12 protein-coding genes are annotated in these 18,667 nt (G+C 36.1%); 1 reads left to right on the forward strand and 11 read right to left on the reverse strand.

Annotation, left to right across the window (positions count from 1 at the left end; translation table 11 throughout):
- Nucleotide 1: 1 nt before the first annotated feature.
- The 11 genes from KQI76_RS02000 to KQI76_RS02050 all read right to left on the reverse strand — a co-directional run bounded on the left by KQI76_RS02000 (nt 2) and on the right by KQI76_RS02050 (nt 16,166).
- On the reverse strand, nt 2-946 hold the full coding sequence (locus KQI76_RS02000; RefSeq protein WP_216398625.1) for a metal ABC transporter solute-binding protein, Zn/Mn family: 945 nt from the start codon (nt 944-946) through the stop codon (nt 2-4).
- Nucleotides 947-1,524: 578 nt separating this feature from the next.
- A complete protein-coding gene (gene pelA / locus KQI76_RS02005) occupies nt 1,525-4,998 on the reverse strand; it encodes a pectate lyase (protein WP_216398626.1) in 3,474 nt (1,157 codons plus the stop codon).
- Nucleotides 4,999-5,506: 508 nt separating this feature from the next.
- On the reverse strand, nt 5,507-6,304 hold the full coding sequence (locus KQI76_RS02010) for a hypothetical protein (RefSeq protein ID WP_253288758.1): 798 nt from the start codon (nt 6,302-6,304) through the stop codon (nt 5,507-5,509).
- A 383-nt stretch (nt 6,305-6,687) separates the two neighbouring features.
- A complete protein-coding gene (locus KQI76_RS02015) occupies nt 6,688-8,535 on the reverse strand; it encodes a DUF2264 domain-containing protein (protein WP_216398627.1) in 1,848 nt (615 codons plus the stop codon).
- Entirely contained in the window at nt 8,486-10,270 is a 1,785-nt protein-coding gene (locus tag KQI76_RS02020; RefSeq protein WP_216398628.1) for a heparinase II/III domain-containing protein, read from the reverse strand. The genes KQI76_RS02015 and KQI76_RS02020 overlap by 50 nt, the downstream gene beginning before the upstream one ends.
- Nucleotides 10,271-10,385: 115 nt before the next feature.
- Nucleotides 10,386-11,018, reverse strand: a complete 633-nt coding sequence (locus KQI76_RS02025; RefSeq protein ID WP_216398629.1) for a YesL family protein — start codon at nt 11,016-11,018, stop codon at nt 10,386-10,388.
- A gap of 27 nt (nt 11,019-11,045) precedes the next feature.
- Complete coding sequence (locus tag KQI76_RS02030; protein ID WP_216398630.1) at nt 11,046-11,669, reverse strand: hypothetical protein; 624 nt, start codon at nt 11,667-11,669, stop codon at nt 11,046-11,048.
- 89 nt (nt 11,670-11,758) lie between these two features.
- Entirely contained in the window at nt 11,759-12,586 is an 828-nt protein-coding gene (locus KQI76_RS02035) for a carbohydrate ABC transporter permease (RefSeq protein WP_216398631.1), read from the reverse strand.
- Nucleotides 12,587-12,604: 18 nt separating this feature from the next.
- Nucleotides 12,605-13,561 (reverse strand): carbohydrate ABC transporter permease, encoded by a 957-nt coding sequence (locus tag KQI76_RS02040; RefSeq protein ID WP_253288759.1) that lies wholly within the window; start codon nt 13,559-13,561, stop codon nt 12,605-12,607.
- 66 nt (nt 13,562-13,627) lie between these two features.
- The gene (locus KQI76_RS02045; protein WP_216398632.1) at nt 13,628-14,980 is read right to left on the reverse strand and encodes an ABC transporter substrate-binding protein; all 1,353 of its coding nucleotides are present in this window, start codon (nt 14,978-14,980) and stop codon (nt 13,628-13,630) included.
- A 28-nt stretch (nt 14,981-15,008) separates the two neighbouring features.
- Nucleotides 15,009-16,166 (reverse strand): glycoside hydrolase family 88 protein, encoded by a 1,158-nt coding sequence (locus tag KQI76_RS02050; protein ID WP_216398633.1) that lies wholly within the window; start codon nt 16,164-16,166, stop codon nt 15,009-15,011.
- Nucleotides 16,167-17,407: 1,241 nt separating this feature from the next.
- Here KQI76_RS02050 and KQI76_RS02055 point away from each other — a divergent pair.
- Entirely contained in the window at nt 17,408-18,439 is a 1,032-nt protein-coding gene (locus KQI76_RS02055) for a LacI family DNA-binding transcriptional regulator (protein ID WP_216398634.1), read from the forward strand.
- Nucleotides 18,440-18,667 lie beyond the last annotated feature (228 nt).

Genomic DNA, 18,667 nt, shown 5'->3' on the forward strand with positions numbered 1-18,667 from the left:
TTTACTCCATCCCTTCACTTAATGCATGATAAATTGTCTCAATATTATGACGGTACATCCCTAAATAGCTACCCTCTTCAGTTCCAGCTTCCCCCATTGCATCGGAATATAATTGTCCACCTAGTTTTAATGAAATTCCTTCATTTTCAGCCCCCGCAATCACGGCTTCAATTGCATTTGGGTTAATACTACTTTCAACAAATATTGCTGGAACCTGATGTTCTTTAATAATTGCTATCGTCTGATTAATATCGGAAATACCAATTTCAGAATTTGTACTTAACCCTTGAAGTCCAATCACTTCCATATCGTGCATTCTGCCAAAATAGCCAAATGCATCATGAGCTGTAACCAAAATACGTTGCGATGTTGGAATATCCGCTAACTTCTCCGCTTCCTGTTTAACTTCAGCTAATTCAGCAAAATATTCTTGTTTATTCGCTTCAAAATAATCAGCATATTCAGGTTGATAAATTTTTAATGCTTCAACAGCGCTATCGAGAGCTTCTTGCCAGAGATCAAGATCAAACCATATATGTGGATCAATTGACCCTTCCTCATCGGTCAATAAATCCTTTTCATTAATGGCATCCCCTACCGCAAGAACAGGTTTTGTTTCTGAAATCGCATCAAAAACCTCAACCATGTTTGCCTCTAAATTTAATCCATTATAAATAATAAGATCAGCATCACCGATTTTTGACATATCACTTTGCGTTGGACTATATAAATGTGGATCTACCGATGGGCCCATTAAACTCTCTACATGAATATAGTCACCACCAATAACAGACAGCGGTTCACCAATTTGTGCAATCGTCGTTACTACATTTAAGGGATCAGTTCCCGTTTCATTAGCTGTTTCTTCACTTGGGTCACAGGCGACAAGAGCAAATGCAAAACCGAGTAACATAATCATCTGGATTTTCTTAATGGCATCCTTCATTTTCTATCCTCACCTTTCAGTAAAGTTGCCTTAGGTAAACATTGTTTATGCTATACAATATAGAACATTTCATTGCCTTTGTCAATCACTTTTACCTTAAGTAAATATTGTTTGTTGAAGGCAACATTACTTTACCCAAGTCGTTGAGATAAAACAGTCTATAAACAGTTTCATAGTGAGTGCTTATCCATCTATTCATACCAACCTATGTCGTGAATGATTAGATGGAATTCTCAGGTTTTGCTACTTGCGATCTTCAAGATTCACATCACCATGTGAAACGATCTAGCCCTATTCTCGGAGCTTGCGATACCCTTTCTAAAAGTTGTTTCCATGCCAAACGGACAAAATAAAACCACAGATCAAATCTGTGGTTTACTAAAAAAGGCCCTATAAATTCATGTTTCAAATGTGAATTTATAGGGCTCTTATTTTATGATTACAGGTTAGCTTTTTGGTTAAAAAGAATGTTTCCCATGGATAAGGTCTCTATCCCGATTAGGAATACAGCCAATCCCTCCATCTGATAGAATAGTTATCAATATAAAATTAATACCTAGAGTCCATCAGAAGTTACCTTAATCATTCATTTGTTTACTATTCTTTTTATTCACTAAAAGAGCAATGGCACCACCTAATAATAGAATTAAAATCCCGCCAATAATAAAGTTAAAAGTTGATGTTGCTGTTTTAGGAAGTTTACTTGCTTCATCTTTTATATTTTCCTTTTCTGTTTCACGAGGATCTTCTTTTTTATTTTGCTGTGGTTCGCCATCAGACTCTTGAGGATCTTCCTTCTTCCCTGGATCCTCTTGGTCTTCTTGATCATCAGTGCCCTCGGAATCTGCTGGGTCTTTTGGATCCTCAATATTAGGATCTTCTATTTCTGGATCATCAATATCAGGATTCTCCGAGTCGTCATAGGCCTCTATGCGCGATAGCTCACCGATTTCTAAGGTTTCCCCCGCTGCATTATATGAGTTGTTATTGACTACTTTAACATATGCACGATCTTGATAATAAGCAGTAGTATTTGCTATTTCTATCGTCTTACTGCCATAATCTCCTGCCCATTGATAGCCATTTCTTCTCTCTTCTTCAACTTCCATAAGATCATATTTCTTAACCCCATCTCTTCCTGAAAAGATCGGCTTATTGGTTCCAATTTCATAATAACGATACCACATTGTACTATCAGGATCATCATAAAAATATTGATTCTCCGGATCACCAGATATATATTTAACACCTTCTACCTTAACCTCTTCATACCAATCCAAAGCACTTTTAATCGCTGTTTTTACTTCTGGTGATTGGTCTGGTAAAGACATCAAATATTTAACTATTCCAATTGATTCATTAGCTGTAATAGAAGGCAATTCATAAGCGCGTCCTAGTACAGGCTCATAAGTAACTGGATCATGTTGTTGTCCCCATGCAGTCAATCTACCGTCAACCTCAATTTGAGCGTTTAAAATATATTCCAATGCAGCATCTAATGATTGGTTGACCTGATCAATCAAATCATCACTGACAAGGTCCGAATTAAATGGATACTTTTTCTCTGAAATTAAGGTAAGTGCATTCAAAACACGAACCATGGCATTGTCGTTAAATGTAACCGCATCTGGATAACCACCAACTAAGGGATAGACTTGTGGAAAGCCGCCCGTATCATATTGTGATTCTAGAATGTAATGAATCCCACGCAATGAAGCTTCTTTATATTCTTCCTTTCCTGTTTCCTTATACATTAAAGCTAGAAAAAGAATTTCATCAACTGTTGCATCATTGTCAATTGTTCCTGCCTCTGTGTCGTGTATAAAGGAATAGGATTCAGATTTTCTTTCCTTTCCATCCCAAGGTCTTGTGTAATCATTATCTGATTTGTTTTTTGCCCATCCTCCGTGATCCATTTGCCAAGTTAATAAATTATCCGCTTGTTCAATCGACTTTTCCAAGTCATCTGAGTAATAGGACGCCCTTAGGTAAGGAACCTTGTGTGGATCTTCTTCAATTTCATGTTGGACTGTTCCATCCATATTAAAGGTTTCCTCGACTTCTATTGTTAGTGTTGTTTGACTTTGTGCATTGGTCCCAACCTCTGTATTTAGGATGTTAAAGTTAGCAGTCAGATTAGGATTTTGCTTCTCCCAATCCCCCATAGCTGACAATAGCTCTAAATCATTTGGATCAAGGTGTTCTATTTTCCCATTAAAGGTAAGCTCAATCATATTTGGCTCTTTAACAATTGATTTGACTATTTTAATCGGGCCTTTTGGAACAGCATTCTTATCAGGCAACACCTTTATGTTAATCGTTTCAGATTCATTACCTGCTAAATCCACCCCTTTTATCGATATATGGTTTACCTCTTCAGGATCAAGGTCAATACTTGTATCAAAATTTAAATCATCTGTTAAATCAACCTCTTCTCCATTAATTACGAGATAACCCTTTTCACTAATTGAGCCGGAAATTGGTAATGGATTATATTTTGTTTTATAAATACCATCATTTAGTTCACCGTCTATTTCATCTAAATTTACAAGCGGTGGCTGATTATCATAAATGACGGTAATATCTAAATCCCTTTGTTCGCCATTTCCATCTACCGCTGTAATAGATACCAGATTTTCGCCAATATCCAAAGTCACTTTTGAAGAAAAACTTAAATCAGGTTGTAATTCAATTTCCTGATTATTTATAAAAATAGTCGCTTCCCGATCAAGTGAACCCGATATTGTAAATGTATCTTTATTTACATAGGATGTCGCTTCTTGATCTAATGTGATGATCGGACTTGTATCTACTGGTGTGACAGAAACTGGGTCCGATGCTTCACTCGATGTGACATCATTCTTTGCGAGAATAATATAATGATAGGTTGTCTCATTTTCTACTTCATAATCTATATACTTTGTATCTGTAACATCACCAACAGTTTCATAAATGTCACCATCAATACTACGTTTTACAAGATATGATGTAGCGCCATCTACAGGATCCCAACTTATTTCAACCTCACCGTTCCCAGCAACCGCTTTCAATTCATTCGGAGCATTTAATGGGACTACTGGTGTAGCACTAATTTCCGGAAAAACTTCATACTCTACCTGTTCAGTCACTAAGGTCACTAGATAATAATAAGTGATATTGTTTTCTAAATCTGTATCATGATAGGTTGTATCATTGACAGTAGCAATTTCTTCATATGGGCCTCCTGAAGTAGTAGCTCGTTGGATCCGGTAGGTCTCATTGGAAGTATTCATCTCATCCTCTAGACCAAGCGCCCAGATCACTGCTGCCTTTATCAGTTCCCAACCTTCCTGAGTGACCTCATCTTCCTGCCCTGCAAATAAAAATGTTGACACTCTTCGAGCTGGTACTGGATTACCTCTGACATCTTTTGCCCCTTTATCATATGCAAAAATAGAGGCATGTTCATCTTTTCCTTCTATTGTCGCGATAACAGTAGCCTCTTCACTTGGCGTACCAAAGTTCATTTTCCCTGATTCTGAATATACTTCAACCCTACCGTCTAATCCTGCAGAAAGTGGATGTTGTGGATCTTTAATTTCAAGAGCTGTTTGATTATCTAAATCGCCATATTTACCAAGCTCTCCACTACTTAAGTAAACCTTATCTAGCACCCAACCTTTTGAATAGATAACCGGGATAGGCAAATCTAGAAACTTCTGATTGATATATGAAGAACTAGAAGATTCACCGACAAAAACAAGATCATAACCTTCCGCATCTTCTGTTTTTACCTCATTAGCATCTGCGAAATCAATTGTAGAAAATCCTAGTGTTTCTAGGTACTGAATTGTCTTATCATCCGCTGGTAGCCCGGCACCAACAAATAACATTTTCTTGCCCTTAGCTATAGGTTTGATCCAATTTAAGGTTACTTCTTGATCCCCAGCCTCAGTATAAATGGCCGGTTGATTATACAGTTTCTTTCCACCAACAGCCTCTACCATCATATTTATTGGCGTGGCTGTGAAGACAAGTAAAAAGGATAATACAACATTTAAAAAACGTTTCATCTATTTCCCTCCAATGAATATGAAATATGGTCCCTATCTACCATTATAGTAACTTTAGCTTTACATTTTTCGTTTCAAACAATGGTATCTCGTTTTATTTTTAGACTATGGAGAAATACCAATACTTCCTAAGGTATTTCCTCATGTTTGTTTATCACTACTCACTTTTTTAGTTGATTTCTAACAGAATGCATCCCTTTTAAATCATAATAGAAATAAGATCATGCATCATTCAATTGCTCTCACCAGACTTTTAAAATTTAAATAAGCTACTAGCGATTGTTCAAGAATCAATCGATTTGTTTAGTCTACTTTCCTCTATAAGACTTGCGGTAAATAGGTGGACATTCACTTGCTGGACAAACAAAAAAACTCGTCTTTTTAAAAAACGAGTTTTTTATAAAGTAAACCCCATTCAATAGAGACCTTAGCATCAGTTACTCTTCGATAAGTCGGCACATCTAAACTCAAGGGTTTCTTTTCTACTAACCACATAAGGGGTTTTCCCTTACGATCTTATATTCTTTCCATACACTTCAATTTGTGTTAAAGCCGGGAATGGTGAATCATCTTCTGCCTTGATCAGTTCCTTGATTTCCAACCAGGCAATTCTTTTTTGTTCTATTTTTATAATCTGTGGCTCCAATAGTTTTTTTAGTGGGACAACTTCTGTTGAGCCATCGGAAAATACTAAGGTCACTTGAGTCCAGTAACTATCGTGAGGATAATCTCCCCTGAGCACTAGCGCAATTTTGTCTATTTCAACTAACCTACCAAAGTCAACCCTTAAACAGGCATCAGCTTGTTGATTAATCCCCCAAGATTGATAGGGGTAAGGACCATGATCTTCATTTGCGATCACACCATCAATCGCATTTCGAGCAAAGAAAGTCGAATCATTTCGGGTTTCTACATTCGCACTTGCATGTGGGTAGGCACCTGAATCTTGTTTTTGGTCGTGAGGGTTAAGTGCTAGATTCTGATATTGTGATATTTCATTATCCTCTGCTAAACGAGCACTTATATAATGTTTATCCCCTAAAAATGCTTTTATCGGATAGGCCTCTCTTGCCTTTTCATCGATTGGAATTTTGTATTCCCAAGTCTTTTCCTTCAAATAAATAAGGGAAGGATTCAATGACTCGTCCATCTGAACAACAAGATACTGCTCCGGCTGATCAACAGATACTCGAATACTATCACCTTGGCGATAAGTAGCTATATAATCTAAATAGCCTCTTTGCTCAAATGCTTTTGACCTCATTACCTCTCCAGCCTGATTGATCACTTCAATTTTTACCTTCATTTTTATAACACTCCTATCCTTTGATATCAAGAATTTTATGTTGGGCGATTGGATTTAGCTATGATTAGGTTCCTCCATCTATATACAAAGTTTTCTAGAGTCAATGATCACCCAGAATCTTAAAGATTAGACACTTTAAACTTATCCTTAAGTGCCTTGCAACTTATGTTACCGCAGTGCAACTATCAATAGGACTCCTACTTCAAGAAGCGGTAGGGGCTTCACAAGCTAAACCTAGATCATATAAGCCCAACCCCGTTGATTGAAATTCCACTCTATCAAGAAAGATTGTTGATCACGATCTAAAGTAGCTTTTTAAGCTACTTTAGATCGCGTTTATTTTTCTAGTCAACACTCATAGCTTTCCGTTTTTTTAGTCTCCCTCAAATATTTGAAGTTAAGGTGAGATAAGTGACTTGGCCATTTAATTGGACTGCCAATTGATTTTCTTTAAAACTATTTAATTTGGGAAGTGTTGCTCGATACTGTTCAACATCTAATGTCTGATTAGGTTGACCATAAAAAGCATGACCTACTAAATGTATACCAGGTTCAAGCTCTCCCTTTAAAGTTGGAATGATTGTATTTGTCGCCATCATATTTGTATTACTATTTGGATATAGCTCTATCGGTTTAGCATCTCCTAATAGTCGAAGGGCCCCAACCACCCCAGAATTAAAATAGGCACAGATATTATCGTCTTCTAGAATAATCTTTCTATCTACTTGACTATGGGTGGTGGATAAGGCATAGCCACCATCCGCAAAGTTTAATCCTCTTGCCGTCCGAATCCGATGAACCCGAACATGCCATGGCAATCCTGGGATAACCCAACTTTCAATTTCGACATCATTCCAAGGACTCCATTTCATATAAAGATAATCCGCTTGGTAACTCTTTTCAATCACTGTTCTCTTTACTCGATAATAATCATCTTTTTCACTTACCGCCAGCATTGAATCATAGGCTCCTTGTTCCAGTGACCATTCTGAACGAGGTACACTAAAACCAAAATGACTAGAATAAGCAAATTTCTCATATTTTGCGGCTGTATGTGTATGTGCGTTTGTGTGTTTATATCCTGATGGAAATAATACAACATGCTGGCTTTCAGAATCACGGATGATTGTTTTTTCAATCGTTTGATTAACATGACTTAATTCAAGAGTAGGTAACATTTGTTCTTCAACTTGCCAAAAAGAATGCTGATCAGGTAAAGCTAAAATGAGCATGCTTTTTAATGCCCAATAAGGTGAACAAGGTGAATTATAATTTTCACTCATAAATAGATTTGGATAGAGATAACCAACAGTAAGCGTTTGGTCGCCATTAAAAATAGGTTGTTTGAACCAATATCTAAAGTATCTTAATATGATTCCTTTTATCCAACCATTCGCTTCTGGTTCAACTTCCGCAAACACATAAGCGGCAAAGAATGCGACTTGACTAAAGCGATAGGTTAAACTTCGTCCATACGGTAAGGCTTGACCATTTTCAGAAAACCAATAAACAAAGTCTTTAGCAAACAATTTGGCTCGCTCTTTATAAACCTTTGCTCGTTTAGGATCCTCTGTTTCCATAAATTTCGCATAAATTAAACTATAGAAATGTATTGCAAACGGCCCGTAATAATCAACATGTGCTACTTCACCATCTTTATACCAGCCTTCTCCTAGATAAAAATCTTCAATCCGATTTAAATGACGTTCAACCAATTGTTGGTCAAATGCTTCACCAACCTGCTTCAACCCAAGATTCACAATAACAGCGAAAAACAACCAATTACAATCATGCGCTTTGACATGATTAATTTGTTTAAGCCAGGTAGCCAATTGATGTTTCTGATCAGCATTTAATGGATCCCAAAAGTACTCTGGAGCGAGCGCTAAACTATAACCGATCGCAGCCATCTCAACAATGATTTGATCAAAATCACCTACATCACCCCAATAATCTGGATGCTTCGGATTTGTTCCATTTATCAATCCTTCGCGATGCTTTTCTAATAGTTGACTCGATCCACCACCTGCAAACAATGGCGCTAATCCCCACAAGACACGAGAAAATCCTTCTATTCCGATTGTTTTCCTCGAATACGCTGCACCTGTCGCTAGCAGTTGAATTTGTGTATTCGACTTTGAATAATGGTTTTTTAATGGTTCGATCAATTGATTTGTTGCATCAATTAGGTCCTGTCTTGTTATTAATGGGTTCTTTTGAATAGGTATCATTCGGTTTACCTCCTCTATCATCACAGATAAATCTTATTCTAAATTTGAAGTGTTTTGTTTTCACATGACATTTTACTAGCAACTTTAAAGCCGTTTGCTTTTGACCAAAATGATCAATATAAGCAAATCTTCTAATCTGATAATCATTTATTTCATTTGAAAATTGAACAACCATTTTGATATCTTCATTAAAAAGGAGCAATTCATTCTCCTTCTCATCAAATGATAGATCAGCTAAAATAAACGTTTCATCAATCTCTTGATCACAGCTCGAAAAATCAAATTGATCGATAACCGTAAGCTCTGACTCTGGTACATTGACTTTAAAAACGCGTCGATAACTCTTAAGTGTGGGTACAGAGTAAGCCCGTGTTAAATCAAATCCAATCACTGGGGCACTCTCATTGATCTGTTCTAGTGGTTCAGCAACTGCCTTTTCTCCTGTTAACTGTTGCTGTCCACAAATAACCGGTACCGAATGACCAAGCGAAGACGTCTGAATAAATTGATATCTTTGATCAGAAAAGTATTCTCTATTATACTCTCCAGCTCCTAAATCAATGAGTAAGGGATGGTCTCTATAGTAGAGTATAAAATGGCCCAGATCATTGTGATTATGTGGCTCATTATTGTGACCACCCTTTGTTGCAAATTGAAACAATCGATCGCGTTGTAGATAAATTTGAGCATGCTTAAGCCAATAAGTACCATCGTTCCAATTCTCCTTTGATTGTTCAGTCCCACGCCAAATTAGTTTCCGTAAGGCTGGAGCCCACCTTCCACAATGATCTAGGATATAATCTGCTTTAAGTTGTCCTGGTGGTATTTCAATCTGGTCAGGGAATATTCCTTTGTAATAATATGAAAGTTCATAAGCCGGCTCCACTTGGGCTGGCGAATCGGAGAAATTTGCCACTTTATCTTTACCTAAGTAAATTTTTTGTTGAAAGGCAGCAATCTTAGCGATTTTTTTATTAGCAAATAAATGATCCCTACCTTCTGTTTTTTCATATAATAAATCTGCAAAATAAGTAAAATATCGAAAACCATATTGCCAATAATGAATTCCCTCTAGACAAGCACCATCATCGCTAAAACCAGCTAAAAAGTCTTCCAAAATTACTTTTACTCTAGTTATTATTCGTTCCCGTTTAGCTTGATCATCGATTAAATAAAGAGCAACCATCCCTATTGAACCCGCACATACGGATGCCCAATTTGTCTTTGATGTCTCCCATTCATATCGATCTTGCTCCTCGAATGGCACGATGACTCGTTCGTTAATGGTTGCCTTAACAATTTTGACTAGCGAATCAGATAAATGGTCTGTTAATAAGCTAATGATTTCAGCAAGTGAAGCAGCCGTTTCACAGGCAAATAAATCAACTGTGTAACTTCTAACTTCTGCATTTTCCTCATATTCTTGATTAATATGGGCGGGTAGACACCAGGTGAATTCTTGGCAAATTGAAAAGATGATATTTTCTAATTGCCTTATATAGGTTTGATTGTTAGGTGAATCCAATGTTAATAAGGCTAACAAGGTTAAATATTTCCGCTTATTAAAATAGATTTGCTCATATGTTTGCCGATCACCCGTTTGAAAATACAACTGGTAGGTTGAAAAGTCTGGATCGTTCAAATCTTGTGAATTCATACGATTAAAGTCTTCTCTTAATTCGCTAATTAAATTAACATATTCGGTATCTCTGATGAATTTAAAATGATTGGACATGTTGATGATTCAGACCTCCCCTGATAAAGTCCATTAGATTTAATATCAAAGCAAATATGAAAGCCGATATTCATAAAAACTATTCCTTAGCCTATCACCTTATGACTATAGCTGCTCACACCTTAAATTGAAGGGGGCGAATAGAAGTGTAGTTATAATCCTCAACAAGCATTAAAATAACTTTAGCATCTAAATAAGCAATTCCGCCAATTGTAAAAAAGACAAGGTAGGGGGCGGGGTAAAAAGTAATAAACAAAATCGTTCCATTAATGACAAACATAAACAAGGTCCATTTAAAATGCCTGATAGCTGAATAAAAAGCGAGCATCATAATCTCTTTTATGGACCCTTTGAAAATAGCTAAGTATGGAAACAGATACAAGAAAAAACTAATTAAGCAAATACTTAAGAATAGAAAAACAAAGAAGAAAAAAGTCGTTAGAGATCCATCCGTCACGTGGAAATACCATAAGTTAACACTCATAACAACACCTAAAAAAAGAACTAACATCCCTATCCAAAAACTAGACTTGAAATTATTCTTAAACGTTGTTATAAACTCACGTATCACACCTCTTCCAGCTTTCTGATTCAATATCACACCTACATGGAAAAAGGCTATCAATGAAGGACCAATCGTTATCAATGGTAAAGAAAATAGAATCCAAATTATTGTCAATAACATGAAGTCAGATAACAAACTCATCATTTTCCATAGAGGATGTTCTAGATTAAATAACTCTTTCATTATTAACAACCCTTTTTTTTAGTTTAGTTATTTATTCAGATAGAGGTAGTCAATAAACTGACGTGTGATTTCCTCATTTTCTGAATTAATTGGAATCGAAGCAATGAATTCATTTTCAGTGAATTCACTTTGAAAAGAAGTGATTATATCAGTTATATTTAAACCGTAAATTCTTTCAATCCCATCTGCTCCTTCTAAGTAAACCAAATTTTCATCCCATTTTTGCTTCTCCTCATTCGATAAGAAAACATTTAAATCATGAAACCCTCCCAATGAAACATAATGTTCTATAGTTATATCATCAGCAACTAGGAAGTCAATTTCTTTAGCAGCAATAAGCATAGTGAATTTTGCCATTTGCTCATGATCACCATAAGCAGGTTGATTTATTGAAAAAGTTAAATTGGTATCAAAACTATAATAATGGTTCTCATCGCCCAGGAAATTCTTTTGGAAATCTTTCATCAACATTTGTGACTCAGCATCAGTCATCAAGTTATTAATATAAAAGGCATTCCAAATTACATCAGGTTTTTCCACTACTGAATGAATCACCATTACAGTCAGAATAATACCACCAATCACTGCCAAAATATGTAGCTTGTAATATTCCCAAATATGCTCAACATCTTTACTGTAAAATTTTTTCACTGCAATCTCTCACTTTGAAATATTATCTATTTTATAAATTTGAGTAAGAAGAGCAAGCATTGATCAAAATACCACCCTTCTTCTCAAATTTATCCTTTAACCCCTGTTGCTGCAACCCCTTGAACAAAGTATTTTTGTAAGGATAGAAATACAATTAGAACAGGAATTAACACAACCACCGATGCTGCCATGATTAATCCATATTCTGCTGAATATTGAGTAATAAACATTCGTAAACCGATTTGAATTGTCTTTAATTCATCTCTTGTCAAATACAATAGTGGACCTAAAAAGTCATTCCATGTCGTAACAAATGTAAAAATAGTAAGTGTTGAAATTGCTGGTTTAGATAATGGTAACATTATTCGAGCATATATTTGATAATCATTCATCCCATCAATTCGAGCCGCCTCTATCAACGAGTCCGGTATCCCTTGGTAAAATTGTCTCATCATAAACACACCAAATGCTGAGAAAGCTTGTAATAGAATAATAGCCAAGTGAGTGTTATTTAATCCCAAACTTCTCATCATGATAAATTGCGGAACCATATAAGCTTGCCAAGGGATCGCAATCGTTGCGATGTAAGCCATGAATAGAATATCTCTTCCTTTAAAATGTAGCTTTGAAAAAGCATAAGCAGCGAAACTACTTGTTAGAAGTTGTAATGCAGTTACAGTTAAAGTAATCTTAGCTGTATTTTTAATAAAAGTCATCAACGGTATTCTAGTCCATATATCTCGATAATTACTCCATTGTGGATTATCAGGAATCCATTGCATTGGAAAGACAAAAATATCTTTATCCAATTTAATAGATGATGATAACATCCAAAGGAATGGAAACAACATGGTTACCGTGACAACAATTAACATGAGATAAATAAGTGTTCTTGTCAGCCTTTCTCTCTTTTTCATTTCTCATCCTCCATTCCCTTACTCGTTAGCAAAGTTCTTTTCACCCTTAAATTGGATAAGTGTAACAATAAGTACCACCGCGAATAGAAGCATTGAAATCGCACTTGAATAACCAAGATCCCAATTCATAAAACCTGTATTATATATTTCATATACCAATACTAACGTTGATGTCCCTGGTCCACCTTGGGTAATCATATAAATAATGTCATAAACTTTAAAACTATTAATTGTTAATATCATTAAGACAAAAAAGGTAACTGGCTTCAATTGAGGCAAGGTAACATTAATGAATTGTTTCCACTTATTCGCTCCATCTAATTCTGCTGCTTCATACAATTCTGCTGAAATCCCTTGTAATCCCGCCAGGAAAATAACCATGTAATAGCCCATTTGTTTCCACACGCTAAATAGGATAACGGTAAACATAGCCCAATCACTATCAGCTGCCCACTTTGGTGGGTTTGTAACTCCTATTAATCTCAAAACTTCGTTAACTGGACCATTCACTGGACTAAAAATCATATTCCATACAGCAGCAACAGCAACTAATGAGGCAACGTAAGGGAAGAAACTGACTGTCCTAAAAATATTCCTTCCTTTAATTTTTTGATTCAATAATATCGCTATGCCAATCGAAGTGACTAATGTTAAGGGTACCGTCCCCACTGCATATATAATGGTATTCCAAAAGGCAGCATGGACCCGAACATCATTCCACATTTTTAAATAATTATCAAATCCAACAAATTTCATTGGATTGCTTCCATCCCATTGATATAAAGATAAAACAACAGCAAATAGAATGGGGCCAAGTGTAAAAATAGCAAACCCAATAAAATTTGGTGCAATGAATGAATAGGCAGTGAGGTTTTCCTTAATCTTTCGAACCTTTTTAGAATTCCTTTTAATCTTCGGTTTTTTATTAGGATTCTCTTTATCCATTCGATTGCCTAGCTCTTCTTTATTCTTCAAGTCATTTCCCTCCTCCCAGCTTAAAAAAGAAAAGGCAGGCAGTAGCCTGCCTATTAAGCATAAATGCTATTCCAATAGTGCCCCTACTTGGTTCGATGCATCCTCTAATGCATCGGAAACTGGCATACTTTCAGTCATAATACTATCATGCGTAGCATTTAAGATGGTTTCTACTTGAGCTGCATTTTCATCCAAAGGTAATTCCAAATAAGTTGTTGTTACAGACAAGGCTTCCTTGCTTTGCTCATCATCAGGGAAACCTGGAGATGTAGCGATGATATCAATTATTTCATCTGATTGAATAGCTGGCATTGTACCTGTATCAGCAATAATTTGAGAACCTTCTTCACTTGTAACAAACTCAATGAATTTCCAAGCCTCATCTTTATTTTCTGAATTAGAACTAATACCAAGTGTTGTAATCGTCCCTGTTGATGTTCCTTCTTCCGCGCCTTCAGTTAGAGGCATTGTAACCATACCCCAATTAAAATCTTCGCTTTCTCCCTCTTCAATTGCAGTAGCAAGAGTCGGAATAAACCAAGTTCCCATTAATAAACTAGCTACATCATTTTGGTAAAAGGCTGCCGAATAGTGTAAACTAGATATGTTCAATGTAGCAAAGTCTTGAACAACTCCATCATTTTGTTGCGCTAGTACTGTTTCATAAATAGGTTCTAAGAAAGAATAATCATCCGTTACCAATGTATTCTGTCCGTCTAATAAACCATACATTTGAACTTGACTTCTCCAGACATGATAATGTCCGCCATATACGGGTGATCCTGTGGCCTCTGTTCCCTTTTCAGACACCTCACGTATAATTTGATCATATTCATCAAAAGTAAGATTATTAGTTGGATAGTCAACTCCTGCCGCATCAAATAAATCTTTGTTATAGTACATTACATAGAAATCACTTCTAAATGGTAATGCATAATATTCACCATCTACAGTAATCTGTTCAACTGTTCCACTATATTGATCCAAATCAATATCACTTGCTAACTCACTTAAAGGCTCTAATTGATTTCTATTAATCAAAGAGGCATAACCAGGGATATCTTTCACAGTAACAATATCAATCGAACTGTCACCACCCGATAATTGCGTTCCCAAGACAGTCTGATAATCTGTTGAACCGAGGTCTAGGAGCTCAATTTTAATATTTGGATGGTCCGCCTCAAACGCTTCTACTAACGGTTCGTAATAAACGGTTGCATCCTTATCCCAAAGTGCCCAAGTTAATGTTGTTTCCCCGCCATCATCACTATTTGTGTCTTCAGTAGTTTCTCCTGTATCATCCGAATTTGAACCGCTTACATTATCGTCATCACCAGTTCCCGAACATGCTCCCAAGACAATAACAGCAAAAAATAGAACAGATATTAACTTTGTTAAACGAGCGATTGATTTACTCATTTTGTTTACCTCCAGATAATCATATTATTTACCAATAACTATTCCAGCTTTTAGCCAGTTTTATTAAACTTTCAAAATAGAAATAATCTCCCCAAATCACACATTCATCTACACCCTTATTACTATTTTTGTCATAAACACCTTGTGTTAAGATACCATTTGAATGTGGTTTCTCCTTTGTCGTGTACGATTGACTGAGTGATTGAATGATTTGGATTGCCCTTTTTTCATAATAACTTCTCTTTGGATGAGAAAGGGGGAGCTGTTTTGCAAGTTCTAATAAACCACTTACAGCAATTGCAGACGCTGAACTATCGCGTTCTTGATCGCTTCCATCGCTAAATACTAAATCCCAGTATGCAATATGGTCTTCAGGCAAGCGAGAGAGATAATAATCCGCTAATTGCTCGGCAGTTTCTAGGAACGAATCATCGCCAGTATGCAAGTAACTCAAGGTAAAACCGTAAATTCCCCATGCTTGACCCCTTGCCCAACAAGAATCATGGGCATATCCTTGAGCAGTCTCGCCTCGAATCGCTTCACCTGTTTGGCGATCAAAAAAGTAAGTATGATAAGTTGTTGCATTTTCACGCACAATATACTTTTGCGTTTGCTTTGCATGCCGATTAGCCGCAAGCCTGTATTTATCGTCTCCAGTCTGTTCTGAAGCAAAATAAAGTAAAGATAAATTCATTAAACAATCAATAATCATTCGTCCGCTCTCTTGAACGTCATCCAAATTACCCCATGCTTGAATTATGCCTGCTTTCTCATTGTAGCGAACCATTAAGACTTCCGCAGCATCGATAGCCATTTGCCTTGACGATTCGTTTCCATTTACTCGATAATCTGCTATCGCTGAAAGCGTATAAAGGAAACCAATGTCATGTGTCTCTAATTCTACTTTATTAGCTAAACGTTCTTGAAAACTATTGATTTGAGCGCAAATTACATCATCAAATTCTGAACTATTAGTTATTTCCTTTGCTAACAGCAACATCCCTACCCAAAATCCAGATGTCCAATAATTATTAGGAGTTGCTTCATAGACTAAATTCTTCGAAGCTGCCCACGGAACTTTATTATAGAAATTAGGGATGTTTTCCCTTATTTTCGATAATACAAAATCAATTTCCTGTTCTAGAGCATATTCTTCTCCCATTAATTTAGTCATCTCTTTAACCATCTTGTCAGCCACCTTTTATAAATCTTTTACTTTAAGCATGAAATCGCAAACATTTTGTTGTATAGGATAATTGTATTATATTTGACCATAATAGTTCTATCCTTGCTCAAATCACCTTTTCCTTTTCAAATACAACATTTCCGATTTTTTTAACTCATTAATAGTAATATAGCCTTTGACAACATCCTCTCCTTTCATTGCAAAAATTAATTTACCTTTTAAATGAACTTGCCATGATTTTCCCCTAGATAAAGTGAAACTTCAATAAGTGGAGGGGGTCTACAGGACCTTGTCATGCAGAACTTACCACAGGACCTGATGGGTTTAATCTGCCTTCCCCTAACCCCACTGATTGGATTGGGACCGCGATTATTCACCTCAGCGAAGTGATTTGCCATTACTCATCCCAGCTAAAACATTTGCTCCTACCACAAGGGTATGGCCTAAAGACTCTTGAACCAATCGGGCCGTCAGTTAATCTCCCGCTTACAATGCTTAGTTTCCTTCGAATGCTTGAAGTGGAAGTCTTCCTGATATTTTTACTGTGATAAATGATAATTTCACCCAATGTTTAGTAAAATTATTATTATTTTCACTTACTCTATTTGAGATAAATAAAATGATTGCGCTTTCAACACTGTTATTATATTATGATTATATGCACTTGGCAACTATTTTAGTGAAATATTTTTATTGTTTCACTATTTTTCACTAAATTTTATTAATTTCATTCTTCAATTACTAGGATAAAAGCATTTAATGTCAAGAACTAAACCAGCCAACCACGTCTATTTCCTTTGCTGTTAACACATCAAGTATATCTCAAAGTTAAGTTTGTGATATATTAGAATAAGATCACTAACAAATCTGTATCTTTGACAAATATTGAAGTTTTGATACAAATCATCCCTTCATATAGCCTCTTGTCATACCGATCTCTAATTCAAACATCAGCATAAAAAAGGCTAAAAAATAAATCTAAAAGTGGGATCACAATTTATATATAATTCCATCTTTTATAGGCAATGATAAAGCAAAACTTCAATCGATGGGGGCTGGACCTACAGGACCTGGTAGATATGGTCTGTCTTCCCCCTGAATGGGACTGGGACTAGGGTTACTCGTTCCAGCAAAAGCATTTGTTACTACCATAGGGGTATCACCAAAGGCCCTTAAACCAATCGGGCTGACAGTTGCGCTGCGATAAAATTAGCTTTAGTTTTAAAAAAGGGGGTGCTAGAATGGCTACAATTAAAGATATTGCAAAGAAAACAAATCTATCAATTACAACCGTTTCTCGTGTCTTAAGTTATGATCCGAGTTTATCGGTTACTCATGAAACAAAACAGAAGGTATTTGAAACAGCGGAGAAGTTAAATTACACAAAACATATACGTAAGAAACAGCGACGTGATGAAGCCATTACAAATATCGCAATTATTCAATGGTTAGATGCTAAAGAGGAGATTGACGATATTTACTATATGTCAATTCGAATCGGAGTAGAAAAAAGAGCCGCAGAATTAGGCCTGAATTTATTAAAAATGACAACGATAAAAAATGGATTACCGAATAATATAGAAGGGATTCTTGCAATTGGTAAATTTGATCAACAATCAGTAGATGAATTGACTAAATTAAATAAGAATGTTGTTTTTATTGGCAACAATCATCCCTTGAATGGTTTTGATACAATAAACGGTGATTTCTCACAGGCTACAGAAATTGCTTTAACGCATTTAATTGAAAAAGGGCATAAAAGAATTGGCTTTATTGGCGCAGAAGATAAGAAACACTTACACGGGTATCGTAAATACAAATCACCAGCTATTTACACTTTTATTGACTATTTAAAGTCAAAGAACCTGTTTGATGAATCTCTATTCTTTTTTACAAACACATCGGAACCCAATACTCAAGTCGGCTACCGATTAATGAACGAGGCTTTAACAACATTAAGTGACAATCTTCCTACTGCTTTTTTTGCTGTAAATGATGAAATCGCATTAGGATGCCTTAATGCACTACGGGAACATAAATTACGCGTTCCAGACGACGTGAGTATCATAAGTATTAATGATCTATCGATTTCACAGTTTCTGACACCTGCATTAACAACCGTAAAAGTCTATACAGAGGAAATGGGTGAATTAGGAATTAATACTTTAAAGGAGCGAATGGAGTCAGAGGGGAATCCGATCGCAAAGCGGATTACTTTAAGTACTAAATTGATCGAGCGCGACACAGTAAAAGATATAATAAGTGAAGCCTAATGGATCATTTCATCTTTTGTAATAAAGTGAAACTTCATTCAGTAGGAGTTGGACCTAGCTTCCCACGGGACAGGATGGATTTAGTCTGCCTGTCCCTAGCCCCTAGGATATCGAGTAGGAGGATAATCATTATTTGATTATCCGTCCCCTCACACCACCGTACGTACGGATCCGTATACGGCGGTTCAATTTTATGCTAAACATGTACTTGTTTGTAATGTTCTAGAC

This window comes from Amphibacillus sp. MSJ-3 (assembly GCF_018919165.1).
GTDB lineage: Bacteria > Bacillota > Bacilli > Bacillales > Amphibacillaceae > Amphibacillus.

Excerpts from the sequence above, each read along its gene's own strand:
- KQI76_RS02000 (WP_216398625.1), bottom strand. The coding sequence starts at position 946 with ATGAAGGATGCCATTAAGAAAATCCAGATGATTATGTTACTCGGTTTT.
- pelA (WP_216398626.1), bottom strand. The coding sequence starts at position 4,998 with ATGAAACGTTTTTTAAATGTTGTATTATCCTTTTTACTTGTCTTCACA.
- KQI76_RS02010 (WP_253288758.1), bottom strand. The coding sequence starts at position 6,304 with ATGAAGGTAAAAATTGAAGTGATCAATCAGGCTGGAGAGGTAATGAGG.
- KQI76_RS02015 (WP_216398627.1), bottom strand. The coding sequence starts at position 8,535 with ATGATACCTATTCAAAAGAACCCATTAATAACAAGACAGGACCTAATT.
- KQI76_RS02020 (WP_216398628.1), bottom strand. The coding sequence starts at position 10,270 with ATGTCCAATCATTTTAAATTCATCAGAGATACCGAATATGTTAATTTA.
- KQI76_RS02025 (WP_216398629.1), bottom strand. The coding sequence starts at position 11,018 with ATGAAAGAGTTATTTAATCTAGAACATCCTCTATGGAAAATGATGAGT.
- KQI76_RS02035 (WP_216398631.1), bottom strand. The coding sequence starts at position 12,586 with ATGAAAAAGAGAGAAAGGCTGACAAGAACACTTATTTATCTCATGTTA.
- KQI76_RS02045 (WP_216398632.1), bottom strand. The coding sequence starts at position 14,980 with ATGAGTAAATCAATCGCTCGTTTAACAAAGTTAATATCTGTTCTATTT.
- KQI76_RS02050 (WP_216398633.1), bottom strand. The coding sequence starts at position 16,166 with ATGGTTAAAGAGATGACTAAATTAATGGGAGAAGAATATGCTCTAGAA.
- KQI76_RS02055 (WP_216398634.1), top strand. The coding sequence starts at position 17,408 with ATGGCTACAATTAAAGATATTGCAAAGAAAACAAATCTATCAATTACA.